Source organism: Alteromonas sp. 4NH20-0104, from assembly GCF_057547795.1.
This window is the reverse complement of sequence record NZ_BAAJLP010000002.1, coordinates 130,501-151,086: the sequence shown is the minus strand read 5'-3', so window position 1 is coordinate 151,086 and position 20,586 is coordinate 130,501. Positions and strand designations below refer to the sequence as shown.

Genomic DNA, 20,586 nt, shown 5'->3' with positions numbered 1-20,586 from the left:
GTACTATTTTCAGCATTGATATGCCGACTATTCAATACGTTGAATCTAAGATAGCGCAAAAACAAAGAGTTTTGATACAAAAAAGGCCCTTTAATTAGGGCCTTTTGCATTTTTCTTATTCACTTGCCGCTTTTTTATCAGCGTTATCGTAAATCAGTATGGGTTTCGATTCGCCGCGAATGACCGTCTCATCGATAACGACCTTGGACACATTGTCCATCGAGGGTAGATCGTACATCGTTTCCAACAGCACCGCTTCTACAATCGAACGCAGACCCCGGGCACCGGTTTTACGCTGCATCGCTTTTTTCGCAATCGCGAATAAAGCGTCTTCACGGAATTCCAGTTCGGTATCTTCCATAGCGAACAACGCACCGTATTGCTTGGTAATCGCGTTCTTTGGTTCTTTAAGGATCTGAATCAACGCTTCTTCGTTCAGCTCTTCCAGACTGGTCACTACCGGTAACCGGCCAATGAACTCAGGAATGAGGCCATACTTGACCAAATCTTCCGGCTCTACCTGCTTGAACAGTTGAGACACCGCCTGTTTGTTCTCTTTGGATTTCACTTCCGCACCAAAGCCCATACCGCTGCCTTGCGCCGAACGTTGCTCGATAACTTTATCGAGACCGGCAAACGCACCGCCACAGATAAACAGGATCTTGGACGTATCCACTTGCAGGAATTCCTGCTGAGGATGCTTGCGTCCACCTTGAGGTGGAACAGATGCTACCGTGCCCTCGATTAATTTAAGCAGCGCTTGCTGCACGCCTTCACCGGAAACGTCGCGGGTAATCGAAGGGTTATCAGACTTGCGGCTGATTTTGTCGATTTCGTCGATATAGACAATACCGCGCTGGGCCTTTTCTACATCGTAATCGCATTTTTGTAACAGCTTCTGGATGATATTCTCGACGTCCTCACCCACATAACCGGCTTCGGTTAGTGTGGTGGCATCGGCCATGGTAAACGGCACATCCAGCAGTCTTGCCAGGGTTTCAGCCAGCAGCGTTTTACCACTACCCGTTGGGCCGATCAGTAATATGTTACTTTTACCCAGTTCAACCCCGTCGTGCACATCGCCGTTACGTAACCGCTTATAGTGGTTGTAAACCGCAACCGACAACACTTTTTTAGCGTGGTCCTGACCGATCACATAGTCATTCAAATGTTCATGAATTTCCTGTGGTTTCGGTAACGCGTTTTGATTTTGCTTATTCGGTGAAATATCTTTAATTTCTTCGCGAATAATATCGTTGCAAAGCTCAACACACTCATCACAAATGAACACTGATGGTCCTGCAATGAGTTTTCTGACTTCGTGCTGGCTTTTGCCACAAAACGAGCAATACAGAAGTTTGTTGTCGCTATCGCTGCCTTGTTTATCGCTCATAAATTCTTGCCTCTAGACTGCCCGGCAAACACAAAAACCAGTGCCGGGCTTATATAACTATACTACTTAGTGGCGGATGCGTCAGCGCGGTTTGTTAAAACCTGGTCTATTAAACCATACTCTTTGGCTTCACTTGCACTTAAGAAGTTGTCGCGATCAGTATCACGTGCCACGGTATCGTAGTCTTGTCCGGTATGCTCAGCCATCAGTCGGTTGAGTTTTTCCTTGATGCTCAGAATTTCCCGGGCGTGGATTTCAAAGTCTGACGCCTGGCCCTGGAAGCCGCCTAATGGTTGGTGAATCATTACGCGCGCATTGGGTAAACAATAGCGTTTGCCCTTGGCACCACCTGACAACAGGAATGCGCCCATGCTGGCGGCCTGACCAACGCACACAGTGCTAACGTCAGGTTTGATAAACTTCATGGTGTCGTAAATTGCCATACCCGCTGTGACAGAACCACCAGGAGAATTGATGTAGAGGAAAATGTCCTTTTCCGGATTTTCCGCTTCCAGGAATAACATTTGAGCCACAATGAGATTGGCCATGTGATCCTCAACCTGACCAACCAGAAAAATCACGTTTTCTTTCAGCAGACGAGAATAGATATCGTAAGAACGCTCCCCTTTCGCGGTTTGCTCAACAACCATGGGGACCAGTGCATTCATTGGATCTAACGGGCTTTGCATTATGCGGTTACCTTAAGTACTTACAGAAATAAAAATGCTCGGACTAGACCGAGCATTTAAACAGTTGCGTGTAGGTTAAGTCAAACTGGGAGTGCAAAATTACCCCTGTTTGTTCATAACCTCATCAAACGGCTTGTTCACTTCGGTGACTTTCGCTTGATCTACAACCCACTCGATCGCTTGTTCTTCGAGTGCAACATTTTGCATTTGTTGCATCAGTTCCTGATTATTTTTGTAGTAATCAACAACTTCTTGTGGGTCTTCATACGCAGAAGCCATAGTTTCGATCAGGCTGTCTACTTTTTCCTGGTCGGCTTTCAGCTCGTTCTGCTTGATGATTTCACCCAACAGCAAGCCGATGCTAACGCGACGCTGTGCATTGTCTTTGAACAGGTCAGCTGGCAGATCCGGCAGGTTTTCACCACCGCCCTGTTGGCTGAAACGTTGTTTAGCCTGTTCACGTAACGCGTTCACTTCCTGATCGACTAATGCAGCAGGCAGGTCAATTTCGTTCTTTTCAAGCAGCTTGGCAATGACTTCTTCTTTAAGCTGTGTCTTAAGCGTCTGGCTTAATTCACGCTCCATGTTCTTGCGTACTTCTGCTTTAAGCGCTTCTACATCACCGTCTTCAATACCGAACAGTTTAGCAAACTCTTCGTCAACTTTAGGCAGTGACATGCCTTCCACTTTCTTCACGTTAACAGTGAATTGAGCGGCTTTACCTTTCAGTGCTTCAGCGTGGTAGTCTTCCGGGAAAGTCACGTCAACGATGACTTCTTCATCCTTTTTAGCGCCTACCAGCGGCTTTTCGAAACCAGGGATCATGCGATCTTTGCCCAGCTCGAGAGTAAAGTCTTCAGCTTTACCGCCGTCGAATTCTTCACCATCGATTGTGCCCACAAAATCCATTACGATGCGGTCGTCTTTGCGTGCTTTACGCTTAACTTCTTTCCACTCACCGTGCTGCTTCTGCAGGGTTTCTAACATGTTGTCCAGATCTTCATCGGCGATATCAACAACTGTTTTTTCGATCTCGATTTCGTCTACGCCTTTCACTTCCACTTCTGGGTAGATTTCAAACTTGGCAACAAACTCCAGGTCTTCACCGTCCTGATCTTTGGTCAGTTCAAATGAAGGCATGCCGGCAGGATTGATTTTTTCCTGAACAATAGCCTGATAAAAGTTTTGTTGCATTACGTCGCCAGCCACTTCCTGACGAACCGCTTGTCCGTAACGTTTCTTAATTACGCTTACTGGTACTTTACCTGGACGGAAACCGTTAATACGCTGAGTTTTCGCTAATTGCTGTAAACGCGATTTAACGGCGTTATCCACTGACTCAGCAGGAACAGTAATAGTAAGACGGCGTTCTAAACCCTGAGTCGTCTCGACTGAAACTTGCATTGTATTACCTCAACTTTGCGCCAAATACGCTTTATTTTCCAGCCTCTCGCCCGTCACTGATGACAGTGATTAAAACTCAGGTAAGAGGTCGTTTCATCGCGCTATAATCTACGCGCTGCCTTAAAAAGACGCAGTAGTATACAGTTTGATAACATCAGAGTCGAGCACAAATCAGCGCTTTCTGTTTTCGTGCTGAAAAAGCGCTTAACCACAAGGAATATCAGGGCTTGAAGACTAATAGTCCGGCGCAAAACCGACACCAGAAAAACGCCGCAATCCGGCATTTCTTCAAAACAGTCTGTTTAGAAATGATTTAGAGGGTCGCTGAGACAGAATTGACTTCGGACGCCTGTCCTTCGCTCTCCAGGCCAGCATTAGGTGATTTGCAACGTGTTCCAGACAATGTGCTGAACTGCTCCCCTTTACAAGGGGTCTACGGCTTTCTTCGATAAGAATCTTTCGAACTTTTTTAGAGAGATGGTCGGTGAGACAGGATTGACTGCGGACTCCTGTCCTTCGCCCTGTGGGCCAGCACTAAAGTGCTGTTGCACATTGTTCCCGACAATGTGCTGAACTGCTCCCCCTTTACAAGGGGTCTACGGCATTCTTCGATAAGAATCTTTCGAACTTTTTTAGAGAGATGGTCGGTGAGACAGGATTTGAACCTGCGACCCCTTGTACCCAAAACAAGTGCGCTACCAAGCTGCGCCACTCACCGACTGTAATCTGCGTTGCTAAAAATGGTGTAAATGGTGCGGAAGGAGAGACTTGAACTCTCACGCCGTGAAGCACTGGAACCTAAATCCAGCGTGTCTACCAATTCCACCACTTCCGCGAGAAAATGGGGTGGACGATGGGACTTGAACCCACGACAACCGGAATCACAATCCGGGGCTCTACCAACTGAGCTACGCCCACCATTGAGGTGTTGCATTATACAAATAATAGTTGTGGTATGGTAACTATTATTTATCTTTTTGCTAATCAACCTGCCGACATCGCACTGGCGCGTCCGGCAGGATTGCAACATACATCGTGTATGTTGTCCTTCGGACCAGCCTGAAGGCTGTCCCAATTTGTTCAAGACAAATTGGTCGAACCTGAGCTTCTCAGCCTGCCGAATTCGCACTGGCGCGTCCGGCAGGATTCGAACCTGCGACCCACGGCTTAGAAGGCCGTTGCTCTATCCAGCTGAGCTACGGACGCTTGGCGAATCTTCGCTAGCAAAAAGTGGTCGGTGAGACAGGATTTGAACCTGCGACCCCTTGTACCCAAAACAAGTGCGCTACCAAGCTGCGCCACTCACCGAACCTGTGTAACGGCGTGAACTTCCTCACCGCTACGGGGTGCGCATACTACCGGCTTGCCCCTACCCCGTCAAACACTTTTTTACCCTAAAATTATCGTCTGCTCACAAAGTCGACAACTCGATATAAATTTAGTCAAATTTACACAGTGACCAAGATTTCATGTTGGTTGTTTTGCCTTAGCCGCTATAATTGTGGGAAAATATCGTTCCTATCATTTTTTAATTAATTACTTCATTAAGCAGCCAGTAACTATGACCGCCCATTTGATTGACGGCAAACTTATTGCCAAACAGGTTCGACGAGACGTCGCTTTATATGTTGATTCACTAAAACAAGCAGGCAAAAGGGAGCCCGGTTTGGCAGTGGTGCTAGTTGGCAGCGATCCGGCATCACAGGTTTATGTTTCTAATAAACGTAAAGCCTGTGATGAAGTAGGCTTTAATTCCCGCTCGTATGATTTGCCCGCCGACACCTCACAACAGCAACTGCTGGATCTGGTTGATGAATTAAATAACGATGCAGCTATTGATGGCATTCTGGTGCAATTGCCCCTGCCAGCCGGATTAGACGCAGAACATATCCTCGAACGCATTCATCCGCACAAAGACGTGGACGGTTTTCATCCGTACAACATTGGTCGTCTGGCTCAACGTATCCCGGCATTACGCCCTTGTACACCCAAAGGCATTATGACCATGATTGAAGCCACCAAGCGCCCGGTAAAAGGCCTTGATGCGGTTATCATTGGCGCTTCTAATATTGTCGGTCGGCCGATGTCGCTGGAACTGTTACTGGCAGGTTGTACAGTGACCACCTGTCATAAATTTACCCAGGACTTAAAAAGCCACGTCAGCCGCGCTGACCTGTTGGTGGTGGCGGTAGGCAAGCCAGCGTTTATTCCCGGTGACTGGATTAAACCCGGCGCTATCGTTATTGATGTAGGTATTAATCGTACCGCCGCGGGATCACTGGTGGGTGATGTAGAGTTTGATAAAGCGGTAGAAAGAGCCGGTTGGATCACGCCGGTGCCCGGCGGTGTTGGCCCGATGACGGTGGCCAGCCTGATCGAAAACACCCTGGAAGCCTACGTTAAGTTTCATTCTTAATTCACCATGACGTATAAGCCCACTACGCCAGCCTGCCTTCATGTGCAGCGCTGGTTGGATGATATGGTTATCGGCCACAATTTTTGCCCGTTTGCCCGCTTTGTTAGCGAGCAACAACGGGTAAGGTATGTGGATATGGCGTCATCAGACATGGCCACGGTGCTGGAGGCATTACATGATGAGTTCATTCATCTGGATACAACGCCCCATACGTCCACTACGCTGTTGGTATTATCGACCGGTTGGGCAAGTTTTGATGACTACCTGATGTTGGTGGATGTGGCTCAGCAATCTCTGGAGCACTGGGGATATGAGGGCGAATATCAGTTAGCCAGCTTTCACCCCGATTACCTGTTCGCTGGTGAAGCTGAGAATGCCCCCAGCCATTTTACCAATCGTGCCCCTCACCCGGTTATCCATATTATCCGGGAAGCGGAAATGGCACAGGCCCTGGCACACCATCCGGACCCCGAGTCGATTCCACACACAAACATCAACACTACCGAAACCCTCGGCGAGGCCACTTTGCGGGCCCAGCTTAAAGCCTGTAAAACACCACGCTAACCGCAGTGCAGGCTGCCTTTATCTGGGACTGCCGGGCTGCTGTAATAAATCTGCTTTAGGTGCCAGCAGGCCGCGAGCCTGAAAATCAGTCAAACGATACAACCACTCCGTGAAAGTAGCCGGCACCAGATCGCCATTAAGCGTCAGGGCGTAACCACCGTCGGCATCCTCCATCTGGTATAGCCTAAGTGTGAGCACCCTGCCATCTTCTCCGGTGATACTGATAGTCCGGCGCAGCTGCGATTCAGCCGGCGTATCGATCAATGGTTCGATACTGTCGTATTCAAAGTTAACAATGTCATTGAGCGTATGAGCAAGAACCCCGGGATACGCCAGCGGCAGCTTGTTCTCGCTTAACTGCCAGTCGCCTTCGGAACCTTTGAATAGCGTAAAGGCCGGGTCATTGTCGATAACAATCGACGCCAGCCCGCTGAGTCCGGCGTTAATGACATCGGGTAACAACCATTCATAGGGCGTCAGGGGTAAAGAAAGGACTTCATCTATCAGATAACTCTGCTGCTGCGACGGCTCCCTGGCATAACGCCCCATGCCGCTAGATGCCAGATTACCAATCACTACCCGCCATTGTTGAGTATCGGTAGCGATGGTTAACAAGGTACTTTGCGCGCCGGGTTGGGTAACAGGCTCAACGCCTAACAAACTATAACGCGACGCTTTGGCCGTTTTCGGTTCAATTATATGGGCCTGAGTCAGTGCGCTCACAAATTCGGCCAGCTTTTGCACATCCACCGGAAAAGTCATCACCGAGTCCAGATGGGTAGCCAGCCACTGCTCGTCCTCCCGACGGGCTTTAAATAATGTTCCTTCTGCGTTTTCAACAGTAACCTGAGTCAGCTTCGTACTCTGCGAGGCTAATCCGCCTAACAACAAATGAGACTCGGTAGTCTGGTCTGGATGGCGTTCAAACACCAGGTAATAAGCCGCTCCAAGAGTAACTACGACCAACAAAAATAAAATAACAACACGGGTCATGAGCCGATGGCCTCCAGTGTTTTCTTCCCTGCTCTGCGACGAACCAGTCGTGCCAGCCCCCACAACACAGTGACCAGCAATAAGGGAGTGATAGCGATATTTAATAGTTTGAGATAGTTCCCTAACTGGTCGATGTCCCTTTCCAGTTGATAGCGAACCTCCCGCAACTCACGACGGATCTCATTACGCTGCGCAATAAATGCATCGAGCGCCGCTTGCTGCTCCGGCGTAAGGGTAAGAGCACCTGATTCAGTTTGCACATTCTGTAACTGAGCCAGTTGCTCTTCCGTTTTTTGGAGTTGTTTCTGCAAACGCTCTTCCTGCTCTCGGAATCTCGCCTCTGCGGCGACCTGCAAAGCCTGCACCTGTTCAAATGGCCGGGCGTAGGTTCCCCGACCACGGATACTGATCAGAGCGTCACTGCCCGCCAGGTTATCGCTGGCATTAATGATTGCATCACCGTTATTGGCAAATGGCGTGTAAATGGTTTCACCAAAAAAGTTTGCCTGCTGTACCCAAAAGCGATCAGCCAGTAAATCTGCATCATTAACAACAATCAGGTTCAATTTTGCGGTACGGCTGACATGGGCCATATTCAGTTCACTCGCCGACTCTGATGCCGGAGCCTGGGTAAACGCTGAGCTAGCCGGGCCGCTGAAACGGGCTGCCAGGGTGATGCGCTGAGTGTCTTTGTCATCGAGCATTCGCTGCAAAGCCTGTGGGTCTTGTGTCATGGCGTAGTCAGCCCCCTCTACCACAACGGCATCGGCAGATGAAAACGCCAGTGGCGTCAGAGTTAAATCACTCCCCGGCATCAGAGCCAGTGGTGCAAAAGAGGCACCATTCACCAGCTCGAGGTTGGCCGTAATCACATCTTCGCGGTTCAGTTGCTCCGCCGTCAGGCCAATGATGCCCGGATGACGCGTTACCGCCCCTTCAGGTGTTCGGATATCCAGCCCTAACCGACCATCAAGCACCACCGAATCAAGCCCGGCATCAATCCCCCAGCTTTCCAGCAAGCCAAAATCAGACTTGTTCGCTTGCAAAGAGCCCATCATGGCCATGGCATCCGACTCAAAGTGGGGATCCACAAATAACAGGATCCGCCCCTGCCGCATGGCGAACTGGTCAATGGAATACTGCAATCCCTCACTCAAATTTTGCGGGTGAATAATCACCAGCACATCAGTGCTATCCGGAATTTGTGTAGCATCACTACCGATGGTAGTGATGTCATACAGCTGGGATAACTGATTGTAAAACGTCATGGCTGGCATCATCTGGCCGTTCATCGGGTTCTGCCCGCCCATCAGATTAATATCGGTTAACACCGTGAGCTGCACTGGGTCAGGCTCACTAAGCTGATAGATAAGCTTGCTGATGTCATATTCAAGAAAGCGTTCTTTTTGCGGGTCAAAAAAGATTATCGTAAACTGATTATCCACCGCATTCGTGCCGGCCAGACCAAAGTAAATGGCATCACCTACCGGACCAAGGGTTGCGCCGGTGAGGCCAAACTGGTTAGCGCGGTCTTCAGCTTCTGAGAACGGCTCAGGATCAATAACATTCAGCGTGATTTTGCCGTTTGCGCGCGACTCATACTCTTCCAGTAAACTCTGTACCCGGTTGGCATAGTTTCGTAACGATGTCATGCCCTTAGAAGCCGTATCTGAGAAGTAGAAATTCAGCACTACAGGCTCATCAATGTCGTTTAATACCCGTTGGCTGCCTTCAGACAGTGAGTAAACCTGGTCCTCGGTTAAATCAATACGATAGTTACCCAGCAGTTCATTGTTAATAACCACCAGCCCTAAACACAGCACTGCGAGTAATAATAAGGTTAAAAAAGCGATTAATTTTTGCATGGTTAATCGGCCTTTTTCTGTTCAATAACTATCAGGCTGGCGTACAGCCAGACCAGCATGATAATGAAGAAATATCCCACGTCATTGAGTGCCAGCACGCCTTTGGCCATGGCCTCAAAATGACTGAGGAAACTAAAACTGGCGACAGTATCCAGGATCAGGTTGCCTGCCCATGGCTGAAACGCGTCCAGCACAATACTGCTGCCTGATACCACAAACAGGAAACACACCACTACCGCCAGAATAAAGGCAACCACCTGGTTGCGGGTGAAAGCGGACATACAGGTGCTGATAGCCAGAAATGCACCGGCCATGAGCCAGCTACCTATATAGGCCGCTACAATAATGCCGTGGTCAGGCTGGCCAAGAAAATCAACGCTCAGCCATAGCGGAAATGTAAGCCCTAACGCCAGTCCAAGCACCAGCCAGGCGGCGACAAACTTGCCCACTACAGCCTCAGCTGCGCTGATTGGCAGGGTCATCAGTAGTTCGATTGAGCCGGACTTGCGTTCTTCGGCCCAGCTTCGCATGGCAATCGCCGGCACTAAAAATAAGTACAGCCAGGGGTGAAAGTTAAAAAACGGGATCAGGTCTGCCTGCCCTCTTTCATACAAATTACCGATAAAAAAAGTAAAGATGCCCGATAGCATTAAAAAGATCGCAATAAATACGTACGCCACCGGTGTAGCAAAAAAGCTCGCGAATTCCCTTTTTGTTACAATCCAGATGTTACCCATTGGCCACCTCCGCGGTGGTAATTTCCCGAAACACCTCATCCAGGCGGCCGGTTTCCAGAGTCAGTGTATCCACCGGTAAGCGTCGCTGGGTGACATATTCATTAATGGCGTGAAAAATATGTTTACCCGGCTCCGGAAACAAGGTGACCAAACCGGTTTTGCGATCGATTTCCATTTCTTCAACACCATCAAGTTCAGCGAGTCCGGAAATATCCGCTGCATAGCTAAGCCGCAGACTAACGGCATTGCAAAAACGGGAGCGGTGCCGCAGCACTTCCGGAGTATCATCAAAGCGTAATTGGCCATCGGCAATAATCATAACCCGGTTACACACGGCCGCCACTTCCTCAAGAATGTGGGTTGAGATGATTACAATTTTTTCCCGCGACAAATCTTCAATCAGCTGTCGGACATGATGCTTTTGATTCGGGTCCAGTCCGTCGGTGGGCTCATCCAGAATTAAAATATCCGGGTCATGCAGTATCGCCTGAGCCAGGCCTACACGGCGCTTAAAACCTTTAGATAAGTTGTCAATGGGCCGGTTCAGCACTTCACTTAACTCCACACGATGTATCACATCGTAAAGGCGCTCTTTACGGTATTCGCCTTTCAGCCTTCTGACATCGGCGATAAAGTGTAAGAACTGCCAGACAGTCATATCGCCATAAGCCGGTGCGCCTTCTGGCAGGTAGCCAATATCGCGCTGAATGGCTTTGGCGTTACTGTCGATTGACCGTTCCTTAATGTAAATTTCGCCTTCGCTGGGAGGCAGAAATCCGGTCAGCATTTTCATTGTGGTGGACTTGCCGGCACCATTAGGGCCCAGAAACCCCACAATGTTGCCTGGTGCAATGTCAAATGACAGGTTATCGACTGCTTTAAAATGGTCGTAAAATTTAGACAAATTTTTTACCGAGATCATAGCCATCCTATTTACGATCTACTGTTTATCAGCGCCTTTGCTGAGCGTCTTTAAATACGGCAAAAGCACAGGGTGTGTGGTTGATTTATACCACGGCTATATATATTGGCATACGCAGGATTTTCAATCATGTAAAAAATCGGCAAATTGGAGACTTATCTGCGAACGGGGTAAAAAAAAGCCCGTACCAAGACGGGCTCAAAAGTGTTCCAGGGACTACCAGTAATTTGATAGCGGCGCTAATATAGCGGATAAATGTTTGAACTTTGTTTCAGTCCAACTACAAAAGTGTTGCAATTTATGTCTGAGCCTGCGGCTTTTGGGGTGACTCCCATCGGTAAGATTTCCTCGCCCTTTAAACAAAAATTTGCCATTCCCCGTCAGCCAGCTCTGGCCGATGCTCGCGGCAGCGTTGGCTTTCTGCCACCATTCGACGATGTAAATTGCTTGCGCGGCATCGAGACCTACTCCCATCTCTGGCTGCTGTTTTTATTCCATGAAAACCTCGAACAGGGTTGGACTCCTACGGTAAGGGCTCCCCGCTTAGGCGGCAACAGTCGCATAGGTGTTTTCGCTTCTCGCAGCACCTTCAGGCCCAACGGCATAGGTATGTCAGTAGTCAAAAATCTTGGCACAGAGCTGGTTGGCGGTCAGTTAAGGTTGCATGTTGGCGGCATCGATTTACTTGATGGCACACCCATAATCGATATCAAACCTTATTTGCCTTACAGCGACAGCCGCGGGGAAGCCGAAGCACAATTGCTGAACGAACATCCCCTGCCAGCCCGAGAAGTACAGTTTACTGAGCAAGCCATTGCTCAGCTACAGGCCCAGCCCCACAAGGACCTGAAGGCATTGCTCGTGCAGTGCCTCGGTCAGGATCCCCGCCCGGCCTACCGGCAATCCCAGGACACCGATCCTAAGACTTATCAGGTGATTTTTTACGACCGGGATATACAGTGGCGCGTTGTGGATGGCAAAGTACTGGTTACATCACTACAACAAGTCTCTTAGGGCTATTTTAGCGCCCCTAACACTGCTAGAATACGCGGGTTTTGTAATCATCCAACGGATATATGCCATCAATGCGCACTAGTCAGTATTTATTAGCAACACAAAAAGAAACCCCTGCTGACGCTGAGGTAATTAGCCATCAGCTTATGCTTCGGGCCGGTCTCATTCGTAAACTTGCAGCGGGGCTTTACACCTGGCTGCCAACCGGGTTACGAGTGCTGAATAAAGTCGCCAATATTGTTCGCGAAGAAATGAACAAAGCCGGGGCGGTTGAAGTGTTAATGCCAGTAGTACAACCTGCGGATCTCTGGCAGGAAACTGGCCGTTGGGAAGAGTATGGCCCTGAATTACTGCGCATTAAAGACCGACATCAGCGGGACTTCGTGTTAGGCCCAACCCACGAGGAAGTCATTACCGCCTTGGTACGTAACGAAATTAGCAGTTATAAACAGCTGCCGTTGAACCTGTACCAGATCCAAACCAAATTCCGTGATGAAGTGCGTCCCCGCTTTGGTATTATGCGCGGCCGTGAGTTCACCATGAAAGATGCCTACTCTTTCCACATTACTCAGGAATCATTGCAGAATACTTACGACGCCATGTACGGCGCCTACTGCAAAATTTTTGAACGCATGCAGCTCGATTATCGTCCGGTCATGGCTGATACAGGTTCGATTGGTGGCAGTGTGTCGCACGAATTCCATGTGCTGGCAGAGTCTGGTGAAGACAACATCGCCTTCTCTAACGGTTCAGACTATGCCGCCAACGTTGAGCTGGCCCAAACTCAGCAGGTACCAAGTGCCAGTGTTGATGGCTTGCAATATGTGCTGGTACAGGCGGCCGACGAAGACGGTGAAGCCGATGCCAATAACTGGGTACTGCTGGTGCTGTCTGCCAGCCATACCTTAAACGACATCAAAGCCGAGAAACTCAGTGGCGTTGCTGTGCCACTGATTACCGCGAATGATGAAACAGTAAAAAGTGTGCTGGGCGCGAGTGGTGGTGAAATCGACCTGGCCAGTGTCACGGTACCGGTTTTTGCCGATTACGTCGTAGCGGCGGCATTAAAAGACGATGCCAGCGCTGCGAAACTAACGCCTGCTGACCTGCGCAACATTGAAGCGGGTGACCCGTCACCTTGTGGTAACGGCACCATTGAAATTAAACGTGGTATTGAAGTCGGTCATATTTTCCAACTGGGCGATAAATATTCTGAGGCGATGAACTGCGGCGTGCTGAATGAAAATGGCAAGCATGAAATCCTCAGCATGGGCTGTTACGGTATTGGTGTATCACGCGTGGTAGCTGCTGCGATTGAGCAAAATCATGATGAGCACGGTATTATTTGGCCTGACCCTATCGCACCGTTTAAAGTAGCCCTCATCCCCATGAACATGCACAAGTCACAACGTATTATGGAAGCTGCCGAAGCACTGTATGCAGAACTGACCGCCGCGGGTGTGGAAGTCTTGTTTGACGATCGTAAGGAACGTCCGGGTGTTATGTTTAAAGATATGGAACTGGTCGGTATTCCGCACAGTATCGTAGTTGGCGAACGCAACCTCGACGAACAGTTAGTTGAGTATAAAAATCGTCGCAGCGGTGAAAAATCTCTATTACAATTAACGGAAGTGTCCGCATTTATCAGCGGATTGTAGTATAACGAGGGGATGCCATCCGGCGGATCCCGTTAGGTAAGGAGTCAGCATGCAGTTAACCTTTTATGGTGTAAGAGGTTCTATTCCAACACCGGGCGCCGAATACGTGCGCTATGGGGGCAATACTGCGTGCGTGCATATCGAGTTAAGTGACGGCACCGACATATCGTTGGATGCCGGCACCGGTATTCGACTACTTGGCGACAAGCTGGTCAAAAAGCAAACCCCTATCCATATCCTGCTGACCCATAATCACTGGGATCACATTCAGGGGTTTCCTTTTTTCACCCCTATCTATCAGCCAGACCGTGAAATATTGATTACCCCCGGCCAGACTACCCTGCCAGAAAATGATGCCATTATAAAACAAATGCAGGGCTCTGTTTTTCCAGTGCCATTCTCGGCATTGCGTTCAAAAATAAGCATCACCCCCCAACCGGATGAGGTGGATAGCTGGCAACTCAATGGGGCTACCGTAGCGCGTTTACCGATGAACCATCCCGGTAAGGGAAGCGCCTATTCAATTACCGAAAACGGTTTTAAAGTCGCCTACATTACTGACAATGAGCTCTATCCTCCCTACAAAAAAGAAACCGACTTTCTAACTTTTGTTGATTTTGCCAGAAACGCAGATTTAATTATCCATGATGCTCAGTACATGTTATCTGACATGCCCGCCAAAAGCGGCTGGGGACACTCCGTAGCCGAAGAAGCGGTGAAACTGGCCATGGCATGCAATGCCAAACGACTGGCACTCTACAGTCATGATCCGAGCCGAACTGACAAAGACATCGACGACATTATTGACCACGGCAACCAGTACATCACCATTGCAGAATCGCCATTGCAGTTGATTGCAGCCCATGAAGGACTCACCATTGATTTTACCGCTGAGCCTTAATCGCTTCGCTCTTGGTCTGGTGCTGCTGACAACTTCAGTATTCGGCTATTGCGACGATAACGAGCAACAAAGCGAAGTGGCAGCTCAGGAGCAGCAAAGCGGACTGATTGCCCGGCCAAGCCTGTTAAAAAAGCGCTTCGAAGCCGATAAAAACCTGTTAAATAATGCCTTTGCGATTACCCAGTACAAACGCAACTATTTTCTGCCGTTCACTTATGTGGATAACCCCAATGCGCTGGGCAACGCCGGACTGACCGAAGATAACGTCGACAGCAAAGAAGCTAAGTTTCAGGTAAGTGTAAAACTGCCGCTATACACCCAGCCGGATTCGGTCGAAGGCGTTTATTTCGGTTTTACGCTCACATCATTCTGGCAGTTGTATAACAGCGAAGTGTCAAAGCCATTTCGTGAAACCAATTACGAACCGGAAATTTTCTACCAGTGGAACACCGATATAAAGCTCCTTGGTATCGATTTTAATGCTCTACAGCTGGGCTTTAACCATATGTCTAACGGTCAGAGTGAACTCCGCTCCCGGAGCTGGAACCGGATCATGGTGACCAGTTTATTCAGCGACGCTGACGACATTTACTATTTGCGCACCTGGTATCGCATTCCTGAGGATGAGAAACAGTCACCTGACGATCCGGCGGGTGATGATAATCCCAGAATAAACCATTACTACGGACGCATCGAGCTTGGTTACGGCACTCGAATTAAGGGCTTTGGTTTATTTGCCCGCCTACGCAATAACCTTGAATTTGATAATAACCGCGGTAGCCTGGAGCTGTCAGTCAGTTACCCGGTGTCTCCCCGTTATGAAGTGGTACTGCAGTATTTTAATGGCTATGGTGATAGCCTGATTGATTATGATCGCCGTCAAAACCGAATTGGTCTGGGCTTTCAACTGGCGGCATTTTAGCGCTACGGAATAACCCCTGCCGCCCGGTACATCTGCAGATGCACGTCGACCAACGCATTGATATCCCGCTGATAGCCGCCGCCAATAACACAAGCCACGGGCAGGTTATGCCGCCGACACCATTCAAACACCATACAGTCACGCTGATAAACACCTGGGGTACTGATATTTAACAGTCCTAAATCATCGTTTTCATGCACATCCACACCGGCGTCATAAATTACGGCGTCGGGTGCATAAAGGCGTTCCGCCACACTCAGCGCCTCATCCAGCGTGGCCAGGTAAGGTTCATCCGTCATCCCTTTGGGCAACGGAAAATCCATATCTGACTGCTGCTTACGGTGGGGAAAGTTCTTTTCGCCATGCAATGATAAAGTGATCACCGAGGTATCATCCTGCGCAAGTAACGCGGTCCCATCGCCCTGGTGCACATCTAAATCAATAATGAGCACCGAATCTATGCCGGGGGTGGTGAGCATCTGCCGGGCGGCGAGATACAAATCATTAAATAAACAAAAACCTGAGCCCCAATCTGCCCCAGCGTGATGATAACCGCCGGTAAGGTTAAGCGCCAATCCATGTTGCAACGCCAGTTCAGCGGTTTTGAGGGTCCCCCCTACTGCGGTGAGGCTGCGTTTAATGAGCTGTTCAGACCAGGGAAAACCAATGCGGCGCATTGCCTTGGTATCTAATGTGCCACCAATCAGTGCATCAACATAACTGGCATCGTAGCAGGCGGTCAGTGTTTCCCTGGCCACCGGTGTTGGCGTAATAAACGACGACTCTGCTACGCCGCCCGCGCACAGGGCATCATGGATCCCCTGGTATTTTTCGATGGGGAACCGATGCCGGACCGGCAATTCGAGCTGACTGTAAATCGGGTGAAAAACCAAATGCTGCAAAATATCAATGTTACCAATTGCTGTTACACGAATTTGGTATTGTACTGCATTGAGCGGTTATCGGCTCAATGCAGAAACCACAGACATCACATTTTTTGACATCATGTTAATCGCTTCTGAAATATGGTTGCTTTGCGACAGACGCTTATAGTCTTCAGCTGATCTCATCACTTTTGCAATAACACCATCGAGCTGATGCTGAATACTGCTTTGATCGTTTGCCGCTTCCTCCAGCGCACCGACGACACTTTGCGTTTCGTCTATGTAACGTACCAGCTCATTGAGCAAAGCCAGCGCCTGCTGGGCACTTTTCGCGTTGACATCAGCATGTTGCTGACCGCTGGCCATAGCCGTGACGGCTTTAGACGCATCAGCCTCAAAGGCACTTAAAATGGCATTAATTTGTTGGGTAGATTGTTGGGTTTTTGCCGCCAGTGCCCGCACTTCATCGGCCACTACGGCGAAGCCTCGGCCATGCTCGCCAGCCCGGGCCGCCTCGATGGCTGCATTAAGTGCCAACAGGTTGGTCTGATCGGCAATTTCATTAATGACGTTCACCACGGTGAGAATACTGGCGCTGCGGGCCTGTAACTCATTCACAATCTGACTGGCTGAAGAAACGGTTCTGGCCAGCTCAGCAAAACCTTTATTGGCACTGTCAAAGGTGGTGTAGCACTCCTGGACCTGCTGCTGGGAATGACCCGATGCCACTGACACCTGACTGGTGATCGTCACCAGCCCTTTGACAATTTCATCCAGCTTCTCATTCGCCTGCGCCAGTGAATCTGAAGAGGTGTGCTGATCGCTAGCGCCTTTCGCGATGGCGCTACTGACATCTTCGAGGATGTCATGGGACTGACGAATTTGATACTGCGCATCAGACAATATCGTCACGGTATCCTGCAGCTTTTTCTGCAAGTGGCGCGTGGCGCTGGCCACTTGCCCCAACTCATGGTCGCTACGATATTCAAGCCGATAGTCGTAATCTTTCTGCTCCATTTTTTGCAAACAGGTGGCTATTTCGCGGGTAGGTTTTACGATATTGCGACGCAGGTTGGTAATTAAATAAAATATACACAGTCCGCTCAATACGACTGACAGTCCCATAATGAGCCAAAGGCGCTGACTGGTTTCAGCCGTTACACGCTGCTTTGCTTGCTGAGTTGCCAGTGCAATTCGATCGGTCGCCTGCTGCAATAAATCAGCTGGCTCGCGGTCGATACCCCGGACAAACGTATCGCCGGTATGCGGATTGTAGCCAGCGGCAACAAACGCCTGAAACCCTTCCCGGTACTTTTTCCCCATTTGCTGATGGGCCCTTAAAAATTGTTCTATCAACCCCAATGAATCAGCATTCAGCTCAGCCCCGGCCACCAGCTTGCGCAGTGAGGACTGCACATCCGCTTCCCGCGACTGAAAGCGTGACCAGTATTTCTCTCTGTCTTTATCAGAAGCTCCACGCAACAGAACATTTTTCCATTCCTGGACCTGGGTCTTAAATTCGGTTAATGCTTCTGAGACTAAGCGTTCATGCACAACATTGGTTTGCTCAACCTGCTCAATGTCATTCATTAGCGAAAAAGCAATAGTGAGAGAGCCCGCATTAAGCAGGACAAGAACGGCAATAATAGCCAGAACGGGGGTCATTATCAGACGATTGATACTCGTAAATCGTATCATTTAAGTCTCCGGAAAGCGCTTGTTAAAAACCATGAATTCACCCTCCGTGTGAAAGGAGCACAATTACATCGCGATAATATGACAGTTGTGTGAAAGCCTGGGCATAAATCATACAAAAGCTAACATTTATCGCTACTAAAGTAGTGATCTATGCCCTGGTCAAAAGAGCGCTGTCGTTAGCAGTTCAGATCCTGAGGGATTTTGTCAAAATCGTCTCTCTCAGGCAGTGTATAGGCAGTCAGTCCATCTGAATGACTGGCTTCAGTAGTCTGCCTCAATTCATCTTCTGCCGATGGCGTTACTGAAGTATCAACCTGACTGTTTTTATCATATAAACAACCGGAAAGTAGCGTAAGGCAAACCCCGGTAGCAGCAGAACGAGAAATACAAAGTGATAGCGTTTTCATTGAATATCATCCATGGATTATAGACTTTAACTTAGAACAAATTAGAGCGTTATCACATTAGGAACCACTTACTTTTCCATACCTTTGTATTGCCTTTACAGTAGCCTCAAAGTAATGAATTCAGTTTAAAAGTAGTTAACTAAGTTACAAATTAAATTAAATCAATAAGTTGACTAATATAAAAACGCCCATTTATTTTTACCTAACAACACACTCTAGTATTAGCACAAAACGTGTCTTTTCATATAGCGAAAGCGGTGCTGATAAACCGCCACCGGAAAAAAAACAACATGGATCAATAATCAGACAAAAAACCACATAGGATATGAGAAATTTCGTGGCGTTCGGTTATACAGGCAGGATTGATTGTGCAAAAAAATACTCAAAAAAGCAGAAAGCCTTGCATCGCAAGGCTTTCTGGATTCAGTAATTTCCCGGTAACTACTGAAGAATAGGTATAACGAAATATCTTACTCCGCCAGACTTATTCCCATTCAATGGTGGCCGGAGGCTTACCTGAAATATCGTAAACCACACGGGAAATACCATCGATTTCGTTGATGATGCGGTTAGACACTTTACCCAGGAAGTCATATGGCAGGTGCGCCCAGTGCGCAGTCATAAAGTCGATGGTTTCTACCGCGCGCAGCGATACAACCCAATCATACTTACGGGCATCTCCCATTACGCCAACCGATTTAACCGGCAGGAATACGGTAAAGGCCTGACTTACTTTGTGGTAAAGCTCTGCGTTATGCAGTTCTTCAATAAAAATGGCATCGGCGCGGCGCAGCAAATCGCAGTATTCTTTTTTGATTTCGCCCAGTACACGTACGCCCAAACCCGGTCCCGGGAATGGATGGCGATACAGCATGTCGTATGGCAGACCCAACTCTAAACCAATTTTACGCACTTCATCTTTAAACAGTTCACGCAGTGGCTCAACCAGACCCAGTTTCATGTCTTCCGGCAAACCACCGACATTATGATGCGACTTGATTACGTGCGCTTTACCGGTAGCAGAGCCGGCTGACTCAATAACATCCGGATAAATAGTGCCCTGTGCTAACCATTTGGCGTTAAACAGTTTGCTGGCTTCTTCATCAAACACCGCGACAAATTCGTTACCAATGGCTTTACGCTTAAGTTCGGGATCTTCTATCCCATCAAGCTTAGCCAGGAAGCGCTCTTCGCCATCAACTTTAATAATGTTGAGTCCAAAATGATCGCCAAACATGTCCATGACCTGCTGGCCTTCATTCAAACGAAGTAAACCGTTATCAACAAATACGCAGGTCAGCTTATCACCAATAGCGCGATGGATGAGCATGGCCACTACCGAGGAGTCAACTCCCCCTGACAAGCCAAGAATCACTTCATCGTCACCCACTTTTGCTTTAATGCGGGCAATGGCATCTTCGATAATGGCATCCGGGGTCCAAAGCTTTTCGCAGCCACAGATATCCATTACAAAGTGCGATAATAAACGCATGCCCTGACGGGTATGGGTCACTTCCGGGTGGAATTGCACACCGTAAAATTGCTTTTCTTTATTGACCATAGCGGCATGAGGGCACGAGGGCGTAAGGGCAACCGTTTCAAAACCATCCGGAATAGCAATAACCTTGTCACCATGGCTCATCCACACATCCAGCAACGCATTGCCTTCGGCGCTAATCGCATCCTCAATATTGGCTAACAGATCATTAGGTTTAACTACCTCTACCTGAGCATAACCAAATTCACGCTTATCAGAGCCCTGTACTTTACCGCCAAGCTGCTCAGCCATAGTTTGCATGCCGTAACAAACGCCCAGTACCGGTACACCGGCGGTAAACACATATTCTGGTGCGCGGGGCGAGTTTTCCTCGGTAACCGATTCGGGACCACCAGAAAGAATAATCCCCTGAGGATTAAACGACCTGATTTGCTCTTCGGTGACATCCCATGCCCAGAGTTCGCAATAAACGCCAAGCTCGCGCACGCGGCGGGCAATAAGCTGTGTATACTGTGAGCCAAAATCCAGAATAAGTATGCGATGATCATGGATGTTTTGTGTCATGGTGTTTGCCTTAAAATAGAAAACAAGCAGGCTGGTATTAACCAGCCTGATAAATCA

The 20,586-nt window shown here is 48.7% G+C and carries 17 protein-coding genes and 5 tRNA genes; 6 read left to right on the top strand and 16 right to left on the bottom strand.

Annotated elements, in window-relative coordinates:
* Positions 1-115 precede the first annotated feature (115 nt).
* From clpX to AC27IB_RS02240, 8 genes are all read right to left on the bottom strand, one after another.
* Positions 116-1,393 (bottom strand): ATP-dependent protease ATP-binding subunit ClpX, encoded by a 1,278-nt coding sequence (gene clpX / locus AC27IB_RS02275; protein WP_487118615.1) that lies wholly within the window; start codon positions 1,391-1,393, stop codon positions 116-118.
* Between the two features lie 62 nt (positions 1,394-1,455).
* On the bottom strand, positions 1,456-2,085 hold the full coding sequence (gene clpP, locus AC27IB_RS02270; protein ID WP_487118730.1) for an ATP-dependent Clp endopeptidase proteolytic subunit ClpP: 630 nt from the start codon (positions 2,083-2,085) through the stop codon (positions 1,456-1,458).
* A 96-nt stretch (positions 2,086-2,181) separates the two neighbouring features.
* A complete protein-coding gene (gene tig / locus AC27IB_RS02265; RefSeq protein WP_487118613.1) occupies positions 2,182-3,486 on the bottom strand; it encodes a trigger factor in 1,305 nt (434 codons plus the stop codon).
* Positions 3,487-4,127: 641 nt separating this feature from the next.
* Positions 4,128-4,204: transfer RNA gene (locus tag AC27IB_RS02260), tRNA-Pro, on the bottom strand.
* Between the two features lie 32 nt (positions 4,205-4,236).
* Positions 4,237-4,321: transfer RNA gene (locus tag AC27IB_RS02255), tRNA-Leu, on the bottom strand.
* Between the two features lie 7 nt (positions 4,322-4,328).
* Positions 4,329-4,404, bottom strand: a tRNA-His gene (locus AC27IB_RS02250).
* Positions 4,405-4,615: 211 nt separating this feature from the next.
* Positions 4,616-4,692 (bottom strand) — tRNA-Arg (locus AC27IB_RS02245).
* A 25-nt stretch (positions 4,693-4,717) separates the two neighbouring features.
* A tRNA-Pro gene (locus tag AC27IB_RS02240) sits at positions 4,718-4,794 on the bottom strand.
* Positions 4,795-5,047: 253 nt separating this feature from the next.
* Here AC27IB_RS02240 and folD point away from each other — a divergent pair.
* Both folD and AC27IB_RS02230 read left to right on the top strand, forming a co-directional pair.
* The gene (gene folD / locus AC27IB_RS02235) at positions 5,048-5,902 is read left to right on the top strand and encodes a bifunctional methylenetetrahydrofolate dehydrogenase/methenyltetrahydrofolate cyclohydrolase FolD (protein WP_487118611.1); all 855 of its coding nucleotides are present in this window, start codon (positions 5,048-5,050) and stop codon (positions 5,900-5,902) included.
* 6 nt (positions 5,903-5,908) lie between these two features.
* The gene (locus tag AC27IB_RS02230) at positions 5,909-6,466 is read left to right on the top strand and encodes a DUF1415 domain-containing protein (RefSeq protein ID WP_487118609.1); all 558 of its coding nucleotides are present in this window, start codon (positions 5,909-5,911) and stop codon (positions 6,464-6,466) included.
* 18 nt (positions 6,467-6,484) lie between these two features.
* Here the strand turns inward: AC27IB_RS02230 and AC27IB_RS02225 are convergent, their stop codons facing one another.
* Genes AC27IB_RS02225 through AC27IB_RS02210 form a run of 4 tightly spaced genes read right to left on the bottom strand, consistent with a single transcriptional unit; the run spans position 6,485 to position 10,983 of the window.
* A complete protein-coding gene (locus AC27IB_RS02225; RefSeq protein ID WP_487118607.1) occupies positions 6,485-7,459 on the bottom strand; it encodes a DUF4340 domain-containing protein in 975 nt (324 codons plus the stop codon).
* Positions 7,456-9,324, bottom strand: coding sequence for a Gldg family protein (locus AC27IB_RS02220; protein ID WP_487118605.1), 1,869 nt, complete (start codon positions 9,322-9,324; stop codon positions 7,456-7,458). Before AC27IB_RS02220 ends, AC27IB_RS02225 begins: the two co-directional genes overlap by 4 nt.
* A gap of 2 nt (positions 9,325-9,326) precedes the next feature.
* The gene (locus tag AC27IB_RS02215) at positions 9,327-10,061 is read right to left on the bottom strand and encodes an ABC transporter permease subunit (RefSeq protein ID WP_296050979.1); all 735 of its coding nucleotides are present in this window, start codon (positions 10,059-10,061) and stop codon (positions 9,327-9,329) included.
* The gene (locus tag AC27IB_RS02210; RefSeq protein WP_487118603.1) at positions 10,054-10,983 is read right to left on the bottom strand and encodes an ABC transporter ATP-binding protein; all 930 of its coding nucleotides are present in this window, start codon (positions 10,981-10,983) and stop codon (positions 10,054-10,056) included. Before AC27IB_RS02210 ends, AC27IB_RS02215 begins: the two co-directional genes overlap by 8 nt.
* A 300-nt stretch (positions 10,984-11,283) precedes the next feature.
* Here AC27IB_RS02210 and tsaA point away from each other — a divergent pair, with 300 nt between their 5' ends.
* The 4 genes from tsaA (at position 11,284) to AC27IB_RS02190 (ending at position 15,478) form a co-directional block, all read left to right on the top strand.
* Complete coding sequence (tsaA, locus tag AC27IB_RS02205) at positions 11,284-11,997, top strand: tRNA (N6-threonylcarbamoyladenosine(37)-N6)-methyltransferase TrmO (protein ID WP_296050974.1); 714 nt, start codon at positions 11,284-11,286, stop codon at positions 11,995-11,997.
* 71 nt (positions 11,998-12,068) lie between these two features.
* On the top strand, positions 12,069-13,655 hold the full coding sequence (locus AC27IB_RS02200) for a proline--tRNA ligase (RefSeq protein ID WP_296050972.1): 1,587 nt from the start codon (positions 12,069-12,071) through the stop codon (positions 13,653-13,655).
* Positions 13,656-13,704: 49 nt separating this feature from the next.
* The gene (locus AC27IB_RS02195; protein ID WP_296050971.1) at positions 13,705-14,556 is read left to right on the top strand and encodes an MBL fold metallo-hydrolase; all 852 of its coding nucleotides are present in this window, start codon (positions 13,705-13,707) and stop codon (positions 14,554-14,556) included.
* Positions 14,534-15,478: a phospholipase A gene (locus AC27IB_RS02190; RefSeq protein WP_296050969.1), complete on the top strand. Its 945-nt coding sequence runs from the start codon at positions 14,534-14,536 to the stop codon at positions 15,476-15,478. The genes AC27IB_RS02195 and AC27IB_RS02190 overlap by 23 nt, the downstream gene beginning before the upstream one ends.
* A 2-nt stretch (positions 15,479-15,480) precedes the next feature.
* Here AC27IB_RS02190 and AC27IB_RS02185 read toward each other — a convergent pair whose 3' ends face one another.
* The 4 genes from AC27IB_RS02185 to guaA form a co-directional block, all read right to left on the bottom strand.
* On the bottom strand, positions 15,481-16,380 hold the full coding sequence (locus tag AC27IB_RS02185) for a histone deacetylase family protein (protein ID WP_487118600.1): 900 nt from the start codon (positions 16,378-16,380) through the stop codon (positions 15,481-15,483).
* Between the two features lie 57 nt (positions 16,381-16,437).
* A complete protein-coding gene (locus AC27IB_RS02180) occupies positions 16,438-18,060 on the bottom strand; it encodes a methyl-accepting chemotaxis protein (RefSeq protein ID WP_487118598.1) in 1,623 nt (540 codons plus the stop codon).
* Between the two features lie 176 nt (positions 18,061-18,236).
* Positions 18,237-18,467, bottom strand: coding sequence for a hypothetical protein (locus AC27IB_RS02175; RefSeq protein ID WP_296050966.1), 231 nt, complete (start codon positions 18,465-18,467; stop codon positions 18,237-18,239).
* Positions 18,468-18,951: 484 nt separating this feature from the next.
* Entirely contained in the window at positions 18,952-20,529 is a 1,578-nt protein-coding gene (guaA, locus tag AC27IB_RS02170; protein ID WP_296050964.1) for a glutamine-hydrolyzing GMP synthase, read from the bottom strand.
* Positions 20,530-20,586: the final 57 nt, after the last annotated feature.